Annotated in this window: 13 protein-coding genes; 7 read left to right on the top strand and 6 right to left on the bottom strand. The window is 62.7% G+C overall.

Annotation, left to right across the window (positions count from 1 at the left end):
- Nucleotides 1-64: 64 nt before the first annotated feature.
- Both Q363_RS03470 and Q363_RS03465 read left to right on the top strand, forming a co-directional pair.
- Complete coding sequence (locus Q363_RS03470) at nucleotides 65-1,576, top strand: UxaA family hydrolase (RefSeq protein ID WP_211256109.1); 1,512 nt, start codon at nucleotides 65-67, stop codon at nucleotides 1,574-1,576.
- A 116-nt stretch (nucleotides 1,577-1,692) separates the two neighbouring features.
- Entirely contained in the window at nucleotides 1,693-4,182 is a 2,490-nt protein-coding gene (locus tag Q363_RS03465) for a 2-oxoglutarate dehydrogenase E1 component (protein WP_035347913.1), read from the top strand.
- A gap of 331 nt (nucleotides 4,183-4,513) precedes the next feature.
- On the opposite strand, the gene Q363_RS03460 is transcribed toward Q363_RS03465, so the two are convergent.
- The 3 genes from Q363_RS03460 to Q363_RS03450 all read right to left on the bottom strand — a co-directional run bounded on the left by Q363_RS03460 (nucleotide 4,514) and on the right by Q363_RS03450 (nucleotide 7,995).
- A complete protein-coding gene (locus Q363_RS03460; protein WP_022845525.1) occupies nucleotides 4,514-4,714 on the bottom strand; it encodes a cold-shock protein in 201 nt (66 codons plus the stop codon).
- A gap of 334 nt (nucleotides 4,715-5,048) precedes the next feature.
- Complete coding sequence (gene cmk / locus Q363_RS03455) at nucleotides 5,049-5,813, bottom strand: (d)CMP kinase (protein ID WP_051978302.1); 765 nt, start codon at nucleotides 5,811-5,813, stop codon at nucleotides 5,049-5,051.
- Nucleotides 5,814-5,880: 67 nt separating this feature from the next.
- The gene (locus tag Q363_RS03450) at nucleotides 5,881-7,995 is read right to left on the bottom strand and encodes a chromosomal replication initiator protein DnaA (protein ID WP_035347912.1); all 2,115 of its coding nucleotides are present in this window, start codon (nucleotides 7,993-7,995) and stop codon (nucleotides 5,881-5,883) included.
- Nucleotides 7,996-8,356: 361 nt separating this feature from the next.
- On the opposite strand from Q363_RS03450, the gene Q363_RS03445 reads away from it, so the two are divergent.
- Complete coding sequence (locus Q363_RS03445; protein ID WP_035347911.1) at nucleotides 8,357-9,142, top strand: hypothetical protein; 786 nt, start codon at nucleotides 8,357-8,359, stop codon at nucleotides 9,140-9,142.
- A 63-nt stretch (nucleotides 9,143-9,205) separates the two neighbouring features.
- On the opposite strand, the gene mutL is transcribed toward Q363_RS03445, so the two are convergent.
- Nucleotides 9,206-11,143: a DNA mismatch repair endonuclease MutL gene (gene mutL / locus Q363_RS03440; RefSeq protein ID WP_035347910.1), complete on the bottom strand. Its 1,938-nt coding sequence runs from the start codon at nucleotides 11,141-11,143 to the stop codon at nucleotides 9,206-9,208.
- 80 nt (nucleotides 11,144-11,223) lie between these two features.
- Here mutL and Q363_RS41965 point away from each other — a divergent pair, with 80 nt between their 5' ends.
- From Q363_RS41965 to Q363_RS03425, 4 genes are all read left to right on the top strand, one after another.
- The gene (locus Q363_RS41965; protein ID WP_169746912.1) at nucleotides 11,224-11,382 is read left to right on the top strand and encodes a hypothetical protein; all 159 of its coding nucleotides are present in this window, start codon (nucleotides 11,224-11,226) and stop codon (nucleotides 11,380-11,382) included.
- Nucleotides 11,379-11,972 carry a methyltransferase family protein gene (locus tag Q363_RS35630; protein WP_051978301.1) on the top strand — a complete coding sequence of 198 codons (594 nt, stop codon included), beginning with the start codon at nucleotides 11,379-11,381 and terminating at the stop codon, nucleotides 11,970-11,972. The genes Q363_RS41965 and Q363_RS35630 overlap by 4 nt, the downstream gene beginning before the upstream one ends.
- Nucleotides 11,973-12,257: 285 nt before the next feature.
- Nucleotides 12,258-13,604, top strand: coding sequence for a Gfo/Idh/MocA family protein (locus Q363_RS03430; protein WP_035347909.1), 1,347 nt, complete (start codon nucleotides 12,258-12,260; stop codon nucleotides 13,602-13,604).
- Nucleotides 13,597-14,628: a DUF6807 domain-containing protein gene (locus Q363_RS03425; protein ID WP_035347908.1), complete on the top strand. Its 1,032-nt coding sequence runs from the start codon at nucleotides 13,597-13,599 to the stop codon at nucleotides 14,626-14,628. The genes Q363_RS03430 and Q363_RS03425 overlap by 8 nt, the downstream gene beginning before the upstream one ends.
- 84 nt (nucleotides 14,629-14,712) lie before the next feature.
- Here Q363_RS03425 and Q363_RS03420 read toward each other — a convergent pair whose 3' ends face one another.
- Both Q363_RS03420 and pyk read right to left on the bottom strand, forming a co-directional pair.
- Nucleotides 14,713-15,918: a pyridoxal phosphate-dependent aminotransferase gene (locus Q363_RS03420; RefSeq protein WP_051978300.1), complete on the bottom strand. Its 1,206-nt coding sequence runs from the start codon at nucleotides 15,916-15,918 to the stop codon at nucleotides 14,713-14,715.
- 189 nt (nucleotides 15,919-16,107) lie between these two features.
- Nucleotides 16,108-17,661, bottom strand: coding sequence for a pyruvate kinase (gene pyk / locus Q363_RS03415; RefSeq protein WP_051978299.1), 1,554 nt, complete (start codon nucleotides 17,659-17,661; stop codon nucleotides 16,108-16,110).
- Between the last annotated feature and the right edge of the window lie 127 nt (nucleotides 17,662-17,788).

The following is a 17,788-nucleotide window of genomic DNA, read 5'->3' as shown; positions in this document are numbered from 1 at the left end:
GTACATTTGGTCATACCACTTGCAAGCCGTTCTTTCGGGACTGCGGATGGCAGACGGAAAATTAATGGCACGCGTTCTCAAGCTCGGGGCACAGGATGACGTCGCAGTAGTCCTTTTGCCGGTTCGTGTGGGCGAGCATATTCCCAGCCTTTCCTTAACCGCGATCTCCGAGATTCCGGCCGGTCACAAGCTGGCGCTGCGAGCGATCCAAATAGGCCATCCTGTCCGCAAGTTCAATCAGATCATAGGTTTTGCTACGCAGCAGATCGCTCAGGGTGAGCACATTCATACCCACAACCTGATGGTCGGCGACTTCGACCGGGATTACTCCATCGGTTCGGACGCTCGTCCTGCGAACCTTCTCAATCCGGCAGCGGCTGCTTCCTTTCTGGGCTTTCGACGACCGGACGGCCGTGTCGGAACGCGCAACTATGTTGGTGTTCTGACCACGGTGAATTGCTCAGCGACCGTAGCGCGCCGCATCGCGGCCCACTTCACTGCTGAGGTCCTCAGCGCCTACCCGAACGTCGACGGCGTGGTCGCCATCACGCATGGCACGGGCTGCGGCATGGCGGAGCATGGCGAGCCTGCTGACCTTCTGCGCCGAGTGTTCGCTGGATACGCGACGCACCCGAACTTCGCCTCCGTGCTTCTGCTTGGCCTGGGCTGCGAGACCAACCAGATCGATCACCTCGTCGCGCTCACCGGAGCATCCGACACGCTTCGCACCTCGACGATCCAGGAGCAGGGAGGCACGACAGCAACTATCCGCAGCGGAATCGTCAGCGTTTACGAGATGCTGGAGCAGGCGAACAGGGCGGGGCGCACTTTGGTTGCGGCGTCGAACCTCGTTCTCGGCCTGCAGTGCGGTGGCTCAGATGCCTATTCGGGCATCAGCGCCAATCCTGCTCTCGGCGTTGCTGTCGACCTGCTGGTTCGCAACGGAGGAACGGCGATTCTCTCAGAAACGCCTGAGATCTATGGCGCGGAGCACCTGCTCACGCGACGCTCTGCGCGGCCTGAGGTCGCCGAACGGCTGATCGAGAGGATTCGCTGGTGGGAGGAGTACACCGCGCGCCACAAGGGCTCGATCGACAACAATCCGCAGCCTGGCAACAAGACCGGTGGTCTGACAACCATCCTCGAAAAATCGCTCGGCGCCGTCTCGAAGGCCGGCACGACGAATCTCAACGAGGTCTATCTCTACGCCGAAGCGGTGCGCGAGCGCGGCCTCGTCTTCATGGATTCTCCCGGCTTCGATCCGGTCTCGGCGACCGGACAGGTGGCAGGCGGGGCGAACATGATCTGCTTTACCACTGGCCGCGGTTCGGTATTCGGTTGCAAACCGACGCCTTCGGTGAAGATTGCATCGAATACCGCACTGTTTGAGAGGATGTCCGATGACATCGACATCAACTGCGGGGCCATCATCGACGGCAGCCAGACCGTGGAAGAGGCCGGTGCCGCTATCTTCGCGGAGACTCTGGCTGTTGCCTCAGGCAAGCCGACGCGGAGCGAGGTCCTCGGCTTCGGTGAAGAGGAGTTCCAGCCATGGCTCCAGAGTGCCACTCTTTAGTCCTTAGCTCACGGAAGTTGCAGGCGATTGACGTGCGAGCGAACGACGAAAGGTCTAGCATAGTAGAGGACACCGCGCGCCACGCTGCGCGCCGATATTTCAACACCGAGGAAGCAATGGCCACGAAGGTAGAGGCACTCCAGTCAACAACAGGCAAGGATCAACACGAACGCGAAACAGTCTTCGATATCTTTCGCCGCTGGGGGTACCTGCAGACCTCACTCGATCCGCTGGGCCAGTATCTTCCACCGGAGCCGTTTCCTACACCTGTTCCTGAAGGCGAGTTCGCCGCTGAGGCTCGCAGCTTCTACTGCGGAACAATCGCAGCGGAGTTCATGCACATTCCGAGCCCGGAGCAGCGCCAGTGGCTGCAGGAGAAGATGGAGCAGAAGGCTCCGAAGGCGAACCAGGCGCACATTCTCACACAGTTGATTCACGCCGATCTCTTCGAGCAAGTGATTCAGTCGCGCTATCTCGGAACCAAGCGATTCTCACTTGAAGGCTTGACAGTGCTGATTCCCTTCCTCGATCACCTCTTCGAGGTCGGCTCCAGCCTCGGCGTCACCAAGGCGATGCTGGCGATGAGCCATCGCGGACGCCTGAACGTGATGGTGAACACAGTGGGACGTCCTGCGTCGGACATCTTCACCAAGTTTGAAGACGTCGATCCGCGCAGCACGATGGGTGGCGGCGACGTGAAGTACCACATGGGCGCGACGGGCGATTACACGTCGCCGGACGGCAAGGTGGTCAACCTGCATCTTGCTTCGAACCCGAGCCATCTCGAGGCCGTGAATCCTGTTCTGATGGGTCGCACGCGCGCCAAGCAGGAGCGCATCGGCAAGGACGGAAAGAAGCAGGTGCTGCCGATCATCCTGCACGGCGACGCCGCGTTTGCAGGTCAGGGCGTTACCGCCGAGGCGCTAAATATGGCCGCGCTGCATGGCTTCAACATCGGCGGCACGATCCATGTGATCGTGAACAACCTGCTGGGCTTTACGGCGAATCCGGAGGAGTCGAACTCCTCGCGCTTTTCGACCGACATTGCGAAGCGTCTGCCGATCCCGATCTTCCACGTCAACGCGGAGGATCCGGATGCAGTCGTTCGCGTGGCGGCGATCGCTACGGAGTGGCGCCAGCGCTTCCACTCCGACATCGTCGTTGACCTGGTCGGCTATCGCAAGCATGGACACAGTGAGGTGGACGATCCGACGGTGACGCAGCCTCGGCGCTATGCGATCATCAAGGACCGCAAGCCGCTCTATCAGCTCTACGCTGAGAAGATTGGCGTGAATCCGGCGAAGGAAGCCGAGCAGATTCAGCAGGAGTTGCTGGATGCTCAGAAGGCCGCGACCAAGGCGAGTGAGATTCCGAAGCTCTCGGAGCTTCCCGAGTACTGGGACAACTACAAGGGCTGCGAGTTCGATTCGGCCGATGAGGTGAACACGGGACTTTCCTCGGAGCGGGTCAACGAGCTGGTGCAGCAGCTGACGACGGTTCCGAAGGACTTCCATATTCACCCGAAGGTGAAGAAGCTCTTCGAGCAGCGGCAGGAGATGGGCTCGGGCGCGAAGCCATTCGACTACGGAATGGCGGAGCTGGTTGCGTTTGCGTCGCTGCTGGAGGACGGAACGCCGGTTCGGCTTACGGGACAGGACTCGCAGCGCGGAACGTTCAACCAGCGTCACGCGGTCGTCGTCGATACGGAGACCGAGGCTCGCTACTCTCCGCTGTCGCATCTGGCGGAGAAGCAGGGCAGGTTTGAGGTCTATAACTCGCTGCTGTCAGAGGCCGCGGTGCTGGGCTTCGAGTACGGCTTTGCGCGCGACTATCCTGAGGCGCTGGTGATGTGGGAGGCGCAGTTCGGCGACTTCGCCAACGGCGCGCAGATCATCATCGACCAGTTCATCGCCGCTGGCGAGGCGAAGTGGGGCCTGCTCTCGGGCGTCGTGATGCTGCTTCCGCACGGCTATGAGGGTCAGGGTCCGGAGCACTCGAGCGCTCGCATCGAGCGATATCTGCAGCTCGCAGCGAACGACAACATCCAGATCTGCCAGCCTTCGACGGCGGCGCAGTACTTCCACTTGGTGCGGCGACAGGCGATGCGTTCGTGGCGGAAGCCGCTGATCGTGTTTACGCCGAAGAGCATGCTGCGGCATCCGGACGCTTCGTCGCCGATCGCGGAGTTTGGTCGCGACCGCTTCCTGAACGTGCTTCCGGACAACGAGGTTGAGAATCCGCGGCGGCTGCTGGTGTGCAGCGGCAAGATCGGTCACAACCTTCGCGTCGAGCGCGAGAAGCGCAAGGAGAAGGGCGTCGGAATCATCTTCCTCGAGCAAATGTATCCGTGGCCAGAGGACGAGATCCAGGCGGCTTTGGATCAGCATCCGAACGCCGACGAGATCCTCTGGGTCCAGGAGGAGCCGGCGAATATGGGCGCTTACTCCTACGTGATGCCTCTGCTGCGGCGTGTGGCTCGTGATCGTGCGGTGCTGAGCGTGAAGCGCAGCGCGAGCGCGACTCCGGCGACGGGTTCGGCCAAGGCGCACGACATTGAGGAGAAGACCCTGATCGACCTAGCGCTGGGAACAGCGGGAGAGAACTGACCCCTCCCCCTACCCTATCTTGCAAACCATCAAAATCTTGATTCTAAAGGACAAGGGCCCCGAGAACGTCTCGGCGCCTTGCTCGTGATTTTCGATCTGCTAAGAGCAGAGCATATTGGAGGTAATTAATCGGCACATGTAACCTATTGCAATGAATAGGTTTACAATTTTTACCTCTTGACAAGATTTTCCACAGGACGTCGCACAGCTCTGCGGTGTGCACAAACCCGTCGTGGCGCTGGCGGCCGCTCAGAGACGCGCAAAGGGATAGCCTAGGCTATCCCTTTCGCAAAACTGGTCGCAAAAGCCACGCGCGTCCGATACAGAAGGCTTACAGAGGCTGAACGTCCGATGCCTGCCAGCCCTTGGGTCCTTTTACCACATTGAACTGTACTGCCTGGCCTTCCTGAAGGCTCTTAAAGCCGCTGGAATTGATCGCCGAGTAGTGTACGAACACGTCCTCGCCGTTCTGGCGGCTAATGAAGCCAAACCCCTTCGCGTCATTAAACCACTTTACTGTTCCCTGTTCCATGTTGTTTCTTTCCTTCGTTTCCAACTAATTGAATTCCGTAGATCCAAATCGGGGTTCGCGCAGACGTACATTGAGCAGAAAACCAATCTGTTTCAAACGATGTGAGAAGGTTAGCATATTCCGCAACTTTTTTTCAGAAATCTTTTGTTTGCACTGCTTCTGGTGCAGATGAGGGTGAGGAAAAGGCGGATGAGATGGTGTGGGGGAAGAATTTTCGGTTTGGAAATTCGGTTTGCGTTGGGGAGAAAGCGCTCTTCTGAAGCCTGGTGCTGCTACAGGCGAAATGCTGGGGTTCCTCGCTTCTCTCGGAATGACGCCGCAGAGAGAGTGGATGCTACTCGGGTGGGAGATGGGAGCGGACGATCTGCTCGGCCTGCTCGAGGACCTGGTCGAGGGTGAGGGCGGTGGAATCGAGGATGATGGCGTCGGCGGCGGGCCGCAGGGGGGACTGGGCTCGGTTGCGGTCGCGCTCGTCACGCTCTTTAAGCTCGGCGAGGATCTTCAGCTGGGCGGCGATCTCGTCGGGAGTGAGGGCGTGGGGAGTTGGGGGCTCGTTGTCGGGGTGCGGGGGGAGGGAGACCTGGCGGTAGCGGCGGTCGCCGCGAACCTCGGGTGAGGCGTCGAGGAAGATCTTGACCTCGGCGTCGGGGAAGACTGCGGTCCCGATGTCGCGTCCTTCCATGACGACTCCGCCGCGGGCTCCGAGGGCTCGCTGCTGGGAGACCATCCAGGCGCGGAGGTGGGGATGGACGGAGACACGGGAGGCGGCAGCGGTGACATCGGTGTCGCGGATGCGGCGGGAGACATCGACGCCGTCGAGCAGGACGCGATTGCCCTCGAGCTGGGGTTCGAGGTCGATGCGGGTCTCCTGGGCGAGATCGAGCAGGGGCTGCTCGTCGTCGAAGTCGAGGTCGTGCTCGATGGCCTTGAGGGCGAGGGCGCGGTACATGGCGCCGGTCTCGAGGTTGAGGAAGCCGAAGCGGCGGGCGAGGTGGGCAGCGAGGGTGCTTTTGCCAGCTCCGGCGGGGCCGTCGATGGCGATGACGGGGCGCTGGCGCGGCGCGGCTGGGTTCGGTACGGCGTCCTTGCTCGGGATCATGCGCGGCTAATCTTACTCGTTTGGGAGATGGCTACGGTGGAAGTTTATCCAGGGAGAGACCGCGAAGCTACTGCTCGCGGTCTTCCCTGCTCTTGCGGGCGGGGGCTCCTCGCTTGCCCCAGGGCTTTTTGTTGCCCTTGAACTTGTCGAAGGGGCCGGAGGTGGCGGAGGGTGATGCGCCGGGTTTGGATGCTCCGGGCTTGCCGGGCCTGTCGGTCTTCCTGGCGAATTTTCCGGCGGGCTTACCGTAGGCTTTTTTGCCGAAGGATTTCGGTGCAGAGGTGGAGCTGAAGCGCCTCGGCCTTTCTGAAGAGGAGTCATCTGAGGCGGCGAAGGGCTTCTTCGGGCCGAAGCTCTTTTTGGGGCCGGCGAAGGACTTTGCGGCTCCATAGGACTTCTTGGCAGCGAAGGATTTCTTCTCGCCGAAGGATTTCCTTTCGCCGAAGGGCTTCTTCTCGCCGAAGGACTTTCCTCCTGCGGACGGTCTGCCGGGTGTGTAGGGCTTCTTTGGGCCGAAGCTGCGGCGCGGGCGAGTCTCCGCGCTTGCGGATTCGGCGGCAAGATCGAGGCCTTCGGGGCGAGGCTTGCGGAAGTCGCCACGAGGGGCGTCGAACTTGCGGAACGGTGGGGCCGAGCGCTGGCCGCGCTCACGATCGAAGCGGGGTTTGCCGGAGAAGTCGCGGGGCTTGGCGGAAAAGTCGCGGGGTTTGCCGGAGAATTCACGCGGCTTGTCGCTGAAGTCGCGGCGAGGGCGGGCGGGGCGGTCGCCTTCGTCGCGACGGAAGGAGGGTTTGCGATCGAAGCTGCCAGTGCGGGCCTTGTCTGCGAAGGAGCGGCGAGGGCGGGAGTCGAATGCGGGGCGGGAACCTTCGCGATCGAAGCGAGGCTTGCGCTCGGCGAAGCCTTCGCCGGGCTTTTCGTCGAAGGAGCGCGGGGAGCGGGCGGCGCGCTTCTCTTCGTCCCAGGGCCGGGTGAAGTCGCGTCGCGGAGGACGGGAGCTGGTGGGGCGGGCGTCATCACGGCGGTGGTCGTCACGGCGGGTGAACGGACGGCGCTCGCGGTCTGATGGCTTGCGGTCACGGTCGAAGGGACGACGCTCGCGGTCGAAGCCGCTCTCACGTTTGGCGGCGAAGTCACGCCGCGGCTTGAAGTCGCCGGAGGGCTTGCGTGCTGAGGGGACGAACTTGACGATGCGCTCGGTGGAGCGAGCTTCGGTGGCTTCGGCGGTATCGCCTTCGGTCGTGACGACGATGGCGTCGACGTCGGCAGCGGTGGGCTGGGCGATGGGCGCGGAGACAGGAAGGGGCGCGAAGACGGGGAGCTCGCCGGAGACGTGCAGGGAGTTTTTGCCGTCGATGACGATGGTCTCAAGCTGGCGCGCGGAGATGAGGGCGCGGACGACCTCGCGGATGCGCGAGCGAGAGGCGAGGGGGGAGAGGAAGATCTCGATCTCGTCTTCGGTGGGAAGGATGGCTTGGCCGAGGTAGAGCGAGATGAGCGCGGAGAGGGCGGTGGGGAGGCCGGCGTTGGCGCCTGACTTGAGCTGCTTGGTGTAGCGGGTGGTGGTGAGCTCCCAGAGGGTGGGGGTTCTGTCGGCCTGGGGGACGGGGAGGACGCGGAGGTGCTGCCAGAGATCGGTGAGGGCGCGGAGAACGGCGGCCTCGGTGACCTCGTTGCCGAGTTCGGTGGCGAGCTCGGAGGCGGTGAGGCGGCCTTTGGCGCCGATGAGATTGTAGGTGGCGAGGGCGAGCGGGGAGACCTTCCCGGCACCGCTGGTCGTGGGGGGCTGCTTCCATGCCTTGTCGCCGCGGAGGGTGAAGATGTAGGGGAGGACGGCGGGGGTGGCGAGGAAGTCGGGGGTCTCGGAGCCGGCGCCTGTGGGCGAGCCGAGGAGATGCAGCGGGATGACGGCGCCTTCGGCGACGAGGCGGGCGAGGAGGATGCGGGGCTGCTCGAGCTCGGTGGGCGATGGGCCGGGCGTGGGGGCGCCGAGGATGACCTCGGCAAAGCTGGGCGCGGGGACGGGGAGCTGCTGGGCGCGGAGAGTGTAGAGGACGAGCCCGGAGGTGTTGAGCCAGTCGCGCAGAGTGTCGAGCGTGAGGAGAGGCTGGGCGTCGTGGTGCCAGTGCACGAGGCGGGTGGCGGCCAGCTGGCCGGCGGTGGGGGCTATCGAGGTGTTCAAGGTAATGCCTTCCTGCCGGGCGCGCTGGAGGGCGCGACGGCAAATCCACACGAGCCTGGGCTGGTGGACTGACGGTCCGTAATGCGAATGGGAGCAGCGTGAAGATCGATCGCCAGGCCGCTGCACGTCAGTTACTAGGATACCGCATGCGGAAGAGGGCGGTGACGGGATGGATGCGGGGCATTGCTTTTTTTGAAGTGGCTGCGGTCGGTTTCGGTAAGTGACGCGTATAGGAGTGGATATGGGATTGCGAATATGCAGGCAGAGGGCAACGCGTTGGGAGGAGTGGTCGTCATACGCTTGCTATGAGGCGACGGTTTTGGGACTGCGTCGTCTGATTCTGAAGGAAAGGAGAACGCTTATGACGAAGACGCTGTCGTTAGTCTCCCTTGCGCTGATGTGCGTGACGCTTGGGGCGCAGACACCTAATTCCGATAGACCGGATCCTTCGATGACTCCGGGAACGACACAGACGGGGGCGCAGGCTCCGGCGGCGACGGATGCGCAGACTCCAGCGGCGAACGCGAGAGCGGCGCAGGTTGAGCCTGCGAGCGTGAGCGCAGAGCTGACGAAGAATCTTGACGCAAAGCGCGTGCATGTTGGCGATGCGATTGAAGCGAAGACGACAAGCGAGGCGAAGCTGGCGGACGGAACGACGCTGCCGCGCGGTACGAAGCTCATGGGCAATGTTCTGGATGTCACTGCTTTGAAATCGAAGCAGGAGAAGAACTCGAGGATCGTGATCGCTCTGAACCGCGCGGTGCTGAAGGACGGCAAGCAGGTAGCGATTCAGAGTGCAGTGACGTCGATGACGGCTCCGGCTACGAGCAGCGAGGCTGCGGTGATGAGCGCGCCGTCGGGACCTCCGGCGTCTGCAGGTGGTTCAGCGGGTGCGGGCGGATCGGCTGGTACAGCGGCGCCGAGTGCGCCTTCGATGGGGGCACCGATAGGGAGCGACACGCAGGTGGCTCAGGGAGCGATGCTGAAGGGTGCGGGCGATCAGGTGCCGGTGGGGAACAAGCCGAGCATCCTCTTGAGCGCGCCGAATACTCCTGAGAGCTCGGGAATACTGGAAGCGAAGGGCGAGAATGTGTCGCTGGCAAGCGGCACGAAGTTGACGCTGAACGTGATTCCGCTTCGCGCGTAGTTTTCAGATTTAGTTATTGGTAGTAGAGGCGACTCGTGTGAGTCGCCTCTACTTCTTTTTGCGCTAGATGCGCTGGAAGGCGCGCTGAATATCCTTGAGTGAGTAGCGTAGAGCGATGGGGCGGCCGTGGGGGCAGCTGGTGGGGTGCTCGGTTTTGGCTAGCTCGGCGAGGAGCCAGTCGATCTTCGCGGGGTCGAGCGAGGTGTTGATCTTGATGGCAGCGTGACAGGCGATGGAGGCGGCGATGCGGGTGCGGCGCGCCTCGGAGTTTTCCGTCTGCTGTTCGCGGTCGGGAACGGCGAGGACCTCTTCGAGCATGCGCTCGAGCTCGCGGCCTTCGAGACCTACGGGTGCGGCCTTGATGGCGATGGTCTGGGGGCCGAAGGGCTCCGCCTCGAAGCCGTTGCGCTCGAGCTCGCCGGCGAGGCGGGCGAAGGCGATCATCTGCGCGGGGAGGAGATCGACAAGAAGCGGCATGAGGAGGCGCTGGCGTTGAACTTTTTCTATCTCCCGCTCGCGGAGGATCTTTTCGAAGAGGACGCGTTCGTGGGCGACGTGCTGGTCGACGATCCAGAGGCCTTCATCGTTGACGGCGAGGATGAAGGAGTCGCGGAGCTGGCCGAGGGGACGGAGGGTGGCGAGGTCGTTGAGGGTGCGGGCCTCGGCGTCGGGCTCGAGTGTGGGTTCGTCGTAGCCGACGGGAATGGAGGCTTCGTTGAAGGCGAGGCGTCCGGGTGAAGGCGCGAGGGGCGCGGTCGCGAGGGTGAAGGAGTCGATGTCGGCGGCGGTGGGGATAGGCTCGGAGCCGAAGCCCGTGGGAGGAAACTGCGGATCGAGGACGGGTGGCTCGGGGCCGCCGGGGAGCGGGCTGACGTCGACGAGCAGAGAGGCGGAGGCTAGGGGCGTGTTGTGCAGGGCCTGCAGGAAGTCGGCGGCGGGGCGCGCGTGCATGAGCGCGGTGCGGACGGTATCGCGGACGAAGTCGTGCACGAAGGCGGACTGGCGGAAGCGCACCTCGGTCTTGGCGGGGTGGACGTTCACGTCGACCTCTTCGGGCGGCATCTCGAGGAAGAGGAGGACGACGGGATAGGACGTCGGCGGAATGATGTTGCGGTAGGCCTCGGTGAGTGCATGGAGGATGAGGCGGTCGCGGATGATGCGTCCGTTGACGAAGACGTAGATGGAGTTGCGATTGAGCTTCTGCAGCTCGGGCTTGGAGACGAAGCCGGAGAGGCGGAGGAAGCCGGGGGTCGGCGGCTCGTAGTCGGGCTCGCGCTTCCAGGGCGGGGGCTCGGGGATGCCGACGCGGGTGAAGTCCATCTCGGCGGCGCAGGGGATCATGTGCGAGCTCAAGTCTTTGCCGAAGATCTGAAAAAGGCGGTCGGAGGCGGAGAGCGCTACCGGCGCGGTGAGGAGCGCCTGGGTGGAGGAGTGCAGTTCGAAGTGGCGCGTGGGGTTGGCGAGTGCGTAGTGGGTGACGAGCGCGGCGATGTGCGAGAGTTCGGTCTGTTCGGAGCGGAGGAACTTGCGGCGCGCGGGGGTGTTGTAGAAGAGGTCGCGAATGGTGATGGTAGTTCCGACGGGGAGGCCGGCGGGCTCGACGCGCTGAATGTTGCCGCCTGCGATCTCAACGATGGTTCCGGAGTCGTCTTCGGCGGCGCGGGTCTCGAGGGTAAGGCGGGAGACGGAGGCGATGGAAGGAAGGGCTTCGCCGCGGAAGCCGAGCGTGGCGATGGAGAGCAGATCGTCGGAGGTTCGGAGCTTGGAGGTGGCGTGACGCTCGAAGGCGAGGAGGGCGTCGTCGGCCATCATGCCGTGGCCGTTGTCGGTGATGCGGATAAGTTTTCGGCCGCCGGCCTCGACCTCGATGCGGATGCGTGTGGCTCCGGCGTCGAGGGAGTTTTCGAGCAGTTCCTTGACGACGGAGGCGGGGCGCTCGACGACCTCGCCGGCGGCGATCTGGTTGGCCACCAGGTCAGAGAGAATGCGAATGCGGCCCATGTTTCTGATTGTATGGCCGCACGCGGTGCGGAAAACGGCGTAAGATTCGGACGGCATCCTACCGAATGAGGTGAATGACGATGATTCGCAAACTGAGGACGGGCGAGTTCCGGATCTACTCGCGGCATCCAGACCCGAGGACCGGCAAGCGCAAGAACCTGGGAACGTTTGCCACACGCGAGAAGGCTGAGCAGCACGAACGCGAGATTCAGTACTTCAAGCGCAACCAGGCAGGATGACGGCTCGGTTTGCGGACATACTTGGTTTGCTGGAGCATCGTGAATCTGTGCTGGGCTCACTCCTTGTCGGCGGTGGAATCGTTTTATGGCTGGCGCCGTTCCTGGTTGCGCAGCGCGGCTCGGGGAGTCTTGCGGCCGTGGATAGGCGTGCGCGCTGGGGACTTCTGCTGGAGGTGGTTGCGATCGCGCTGATGCTCCAGAGTCCCTTCTGGACCGCAACCGTGCTCACCTGGAGAACGGCTGCGTCCGCGGCGTGCTTTCTACTGGCGGCGCTGCTCTCGTTGACCGCGACGCGGGCGCTGGGCCGACAGCTGCGGTTTGATGCAGCGATTGGCTCGCAGCATGAGTTGGTACGCGAGGGGCCGTACCGCGTGATGCGGCATCCGATCTACTGCTCAATGCTGTCCCTGCTGTGGGGGATCGGATTTGTGGCTGCGCCGCTTTGGCTGTTCGTTGTGGCAACGATCGTGTTTCTTGTGGGGACGGAGATACGGGTGCGGATCGAGGATCGTCTGCTGGCGGAGCGGTTTGGGGAGATGTTTGCGGGGTATCGAAGCTCGACGCGAGCCTATCTGCCGCTCATTCGGTAGGTTTTTGCAATGGAATGGATATACCACCTGGCAGTTCTGGTGGCTTGGCGCAGTCTCGGCGATGGCCCCAAAACGTAGTTGATCCCTGGTAAACGATGATTCCGTTGATGTTTCCGTAGTCTCGGGTGGGTTGCCGGCGAGAGATGATTTTTATTAGTGGTCAAACCTCTTCATCCTTCTGTACACTTCCGCCGCCTGAGGATTCAGGTCTGAACGATTTTCGTAACGGAAGCGAGCGGAGAGATCGCGCGCCTCCGGGGAAAAGCGATACGAGGAGGAAGCGAGATGGCAGCGGAGCATAGCAGGCGAGAGTTTGTGAAGATGGGCGCGGCGGTGGCGGGTACGGTTGCGACGTGGAACGCTACGAGTTACGCAAAGATTGTGGGCGCGAATGACCGCGTGCGAACGGCGATCGTAGGATGCGGTGACCGAATGAAGGGCGCGCTGATTCCTTCGTTCCTGCAGCACAACAAGGAGATGAACTTCGAGTTTGTTGCGATCTCGGATTTGTGGAACCGTCGGCGCGAGGAGGGTGTTGCCTACATTGACAAGCTGTGCGGGTGCAAGGTTGACACAGTTAGAAATAACGATGAGCTGTATGCGCGTAAAGACGTCGATGCAGTTCTGATTGCGACCGCAGACTTTCAGCACGCGCAACACGGCGTGGAGGCGGTGAAGGCCGGCCGCGATGCGTATGTGGAGAAGCCGCTGGCGCACACGATGAAGGACGCGCGCGCGATGCGCGATACGGTGCATGCGAACAAGCAGATTGTGCAGATCGGAACGCAGCGCCGTTCGACGCCGAGCTACATGAAGGCATACGAGTACATCAAGAGCGGCAAGTTTGGCGACATCAACATGGTGGAGATGACGTGGAACGTGAATCAGCCCGGGCGTTGGCGCAGGCCCGATGTCGTTCCGCTGCTGAAAGAGCAGGACACGGATTGGAAGCGGTATCTGATGGACCAGCCGCATGAGCCGTTCGACGCGCGGAAGTATCTTGAGTTCCGGCTGTTCTGGCCGTACTCGTCGGGCATTCCCGATCAGTGGCTGGTGCACCAGATCGACACGGTGCACTGGTTCAGCGGGTATCCGGCTCCGCGCAGTGTGGTGGCAAACGGCGGAATCTACCAGTGGCACGACGGCCGCAGGAACTGGGACACGATGACGGCAGTGTTTGACTACGGCCCGTTCGACGATCCGAACAAGGGCTTCCAGGTGCTGTACTCTTCGCGGCAGACGAACTCGGCCGGTGGAGTGAAGGAGATTTATTACTCGAACGGCGGCTCGCTGGATATGGACAAGCAGGTGGTGAACTCGACGGGAGGCCTGACGGCGAAGGCTGCGGCGGAGATGGGCATGAAGGCAAACCAGCTGGGGACGTTCTCGCTGGGTGAGCCAGCGGAGACTTCGACGGCGGCGAACACCGGCGCGGACAAGCAGACCTCAGCCAACATGCGGAACTGGATGGAGTGCGTGCGATCGCGCACGCAGCCGAACGCGAGCGTGGATGCGGGCTACAGCCACTCGGTGGCGCTGTGCATGAACGTGGCGGCGATCCAGACGGGGCAGCGCGTGACGTTCGACCCGAAGACGGAGCAGATCATGGCGGGAGGCAAGGTGTATGCGTAGTCTGCTGCTGGGCTCTTTGGTGCTCGCAGGTAGTTTGCAGCCGGCGATGGCAGCGGACAATGCGGTGAAGGTGGCGGTCGATGAAGCGCACAGCCGAGTGGATGTGACGATCGGCGGCCAGCCTTTCACCGCGTACGTGTGGCCAACGACCTTGAAGAAGCCGGTGCTGTTTCCGCTGGTTTCGGCGGATGGCGTGACGGTGACGCGCGGCTATCCACTAGCGCCGCGCGAGACGGAGCGAGTGGATCATCCTCACCACGCCGGGATGTGGTTCAACTACGGCAACGCGAACGGGTTCGACTTCTGGAACAACTCGGACGCGATCAAGCCCGAGCAGCGACCGAAGATGGGGACGATCCATCACGAGAAGATCGTCTCGGCGAAGAGCGGAGCGAAAGGCGAGCTTGTGACCGATTCGGTGTGGGAGACGGGCGCGGGCGAGAAGATCTTCAACCAAAGAACGAAGTATGTCTTCTGGCAGAAGGGCGATGAGCGGACAATCGATATGACCGTCACGCTGACGGCGCTGGACAAGGTCGTCTTCCATGACGACAAGGAGGGAGTGCTGGGGATTCGCGTGGCCCACTTCCTGGAGTCACCGACGGAAAAGGGCGGGACGTTTGCGGATGCGAGCGGACGGCCTACTCCGGTGGAGGGCAGCACGGCCGGAGCTACGGGCGTCTATCGCACGAGCGAGGGCGTGACCGGCGATGCGGTCTGGTCGACGCGCGGCAAGTGGTGCGAGCTGACCGGACACACGGCTGACGGCAAGACGGAGACGATCGCGATCTTCGACCACGCCGGCAATCCGGGGTATCCGACGTACTGGCATGCGCGCGGATATGGGTTGTTTGCGGCGAATCCGCTGGGACAGAAAATCTTCGACGCGAAGCAGCCGCAGTTGGACTACACGGTCGAGAATGGCGCGAGCACGACGTTTCACTACCGTGTGACGATCTCGTCGCACGATGTGAGCGTGGATGAGATGAACAAGGCCTCCGCGGCCTTTGAAGCAGAGAAATAAGTTTCTGTCTCCTTCAAAACCAGCAGGAACGGAAAAGCCGCCTCTTGAACGAGGCGGCTTCCCTTTTGTGGAGTGCTTGCTGGGTTAGGCGAAGAGGCCGTCGCGGTGAGTGCGGCTGAACGGCAGTTCGTTGAAGGCGGAGGCTGGTGTGTCCATCGCCTTCTTGAAGGACCGCTGGAATGCCTCCATCTCCGATGGCAGACCGACGGTGACGCGGACGTAGTTGGGCCAGGCGGACCAGCTGCGGCCGATGTAGACGCCGTCCTTCGCCATTAACGCGCGAATCTGCGGGCCGGGACGCTTGACGTCGATCATGAAGCAGTTGCTTTGCGACGGGACGAAATCGTAGTTGTTGGCCTTCAGCCAGGCGAAGGTCTTGTTGCGGGTGTCGGCGATGATCTTCTTCCGCGTGGGGACGAGGTCGGGGTCCATCAGGCTGGCCTGCGCGGCGATCATGCCGGTGATGGGCATGGGCGCCTGGCCGAAGCGCTCGAGCTTCTTGAGCAAGTCGGGGCGTCCGATGGCGAAGCCGCAGCGGATGCCTGCCATGCCGTAGATCTTCGAGAAGGTACGCAGGATGATGACGTCCTTGCCGGCCTTGACGTGGTCGATGGCTGAGGTGGCGTCGGAGAGATGGATGTAGGCCTCGTCTACGAGAACGACCGCGGCTGCGGGCTTGTTGGCGACGGCGTAGTCGATCTGCTCCTTGCTGGTGATGGTGCCGGTGGGATTGTTGGGGTTGCAGATGTAGATGAGTCCGGCGTTGGGGTCGGCTTTCACCATGGCGGCGGTGTCGTGGGAGTAGTCCTTGGCGAGCGCGATGGCGTGGACCTTTGCGCCGGCGATCTCGGCGGCGCGCTGGCCGGCCTCGTAGGTGGGGTTGGCGCAGACGAACGACCTGGTGGGCGAGGTGAAGGCGAGTGAGCTGTAGTGCAGCGGCGGGCTGGAGCCGTCGTAGATCATAACGTGTTCGACGGGAACGCCCATCCGCTCCGCGAAGAGCTTCATGGCGCCAAAGTAGAGAGGCGGGGCGTAGCGTCCGCCGTTGGGGATGATGTCGGCGATGGCCTTGCGCGCGTTGTCGGAGGGGCCGAGCGGGTTCTCGTTGGCGTCGAGGTAGATGCCCTTCATCGAGAACTCCGGGACTTCGGAGGTGCTCATGCTGGCGGCGCGGGCGAAGTGTGCCTCGGTGAGGATGGGCGCAGCGGCGAGGGCAGCCGAGGCGGAGCGAAGAAAGGAACGGCGCGAAAAACCGCTACAGGCGGAGAGATCGGTCGACAGCTGTGACATGACAAGCTCCTGAGAGGCAGCAGTGCGGACAGCGTTAGGTTGTGTGCCCGGAAAGACGCGAGGAACAGACATGGTTGCGCTCGCTTTACGAGACAGAGTAGCGCGAATGCGTAGTGTTCACAAGAGTTTGGTGACGAATAGAAAGGCCGCCATCCTTGGTTGGCGGCCTTCGTGGTTCTGAGGTGGAATCTAACGTTTCGCGGTCTTCTTTGCCGGCTTCTTTGCGGCCTTCTTCTTTGGGGCTTTGGGCAGGGGATCGGTGTCGCGATCGCCGACCATATGCAGGCGCATGAAGTTGGTTGCGCCGGAGCGGGTGCGGGTTCCGGCGACGATGCCGACGATCTGCCGTTCGCGGACGTGGCCGTGGGCCTCAAGCATCTCCTCAGCCATGCCGACGAGCGTGTCGGTGTCGTGGAAGCGGCCGCAGAGGATCGGATAGGTGCCCCAGAGAAGCATGGATCGGTTGATGACCTTCTCGAACGGCGAGAGCGCGAAGATGGGCGGGTCGGGACGGTACTTGGAGAGCAGACGCGCAGTGGCGCCGCTCTCGGTGAAGATGGCGATCGCGGCGAGGTCGAGGTCCTCGGCCGAGTGAGCCATGCACTCGCAGATGGTCTCGGCGACGGAGAGGCTGGCAATGCGGGCGTGACGATGGAGCGGCGGCGGATCGATGCGGATCTGCTCCTCGGTCTCGGTGACGATCTTGGCCATCATGGCGACGGCCTCGACGGGGTACTTGCCGGCGGCGCTCTCGGCGGAGAGCATGACGGCGTCGGTGCCGTCGTAGATGGCGTTGGCGACGTCGGAGGCCTCGGCGCGCGTGGGGCGCGGATTCTCGATCATCGACTCGAGCATCTGTGTGGCGGTGATCACGGGCTTGCGATAGTCGGCGGCGCGGCGGATGATGTGCTTCTGGATGGCGGGAACCTTCTCGGGTGGCAGCTCGACGCCGAGGTCGCCGCGAGCGACCATGATGGCGTCGGTGACCTCAAGGATGGAGTCCAGGTGCTCGATGGCCTGGGGCTTCTCGAGTTTGGCGATGATCCAGGCGTCGGAGTTGAGCTCGGCGAGGCGACTCTTGACGTGGCGAATGTCGTCGGCCGTGCGCACGAAGGAGACGGCGATGGTGTCGACTCCCTGGCTGATCGCAAAGGCGAGGTCCTCTTCATCCTTCTGGGTAAGCGAGGGGACCTTGACCGGGATGCCGGGAAGGTTGATGCCCTTGTTCTCGCCTAGCATGCCGCCGTTGATGATCATGCAGATGACGTCGCCGCCCTTGACCTGCTCGACGCGCAGCTCGATGAGGCCGTCGGAGAGGAGGATGCGGGAGCCGGGTTCGAGGTTCTCGGCCAGGGTGGTGAAGGTGGTTCCGACCATGGCGGCGGTTCCGGCGATCTCGTGCGGCGTAATGGTGAGCTGCTTGCCGGCGACCAGCTGCACGGGCTTGCCGTTCTTCAGCTTGCCGGTGCGGATCTTCGGCCCCTGCAGGTCGGCGAGGATGCAGATGGGCTTGCTCTCTTCCTTCGAGACCTGGCGGACCATGCGGATCAGGTCGGCCTTCTGGGCGTGTGTGCCGTGCGAGAAGTTCAGCCGGGCGACGTCAAGCCCGGCACGAACGAGCTGGCGGAAGACGTCGATGGAACTGGAGGCAGGACCGAGGGTCGCAACGATCTTCGCGCGGCGAAGACGATTTGCCGCGACAGAGGAGGCATCGGGGGAGATGAGCTTTGCAGAAGTAGTCATAGGGGATTGCAGCCGGGTTCCTTTTCAATCGTGGCGAATCTGTTGGTCGTTTCTGTCGATTGTTCCATGGTACGACCGATGCGTTTCCGTTTCGCCATTCTATCGTGTGGAGGTTTCTCAGAGACTA

Origin of the sequence: Edaphobacter aggregans DSM 19364 (genome assembly GCF_000745965.1) — a bacterium.
Classification (GTDB): Bacteria; Acidobacteriota; Terriglobia; order Terriglobales; family Acidobacteriaceae; genus Edaphobacter; species Edaphobacter aggregans.
Note: the sequence above shows the minus strand (reverse complement) of the source record. Positions and strands in the feature narration are given on the sequence as shown.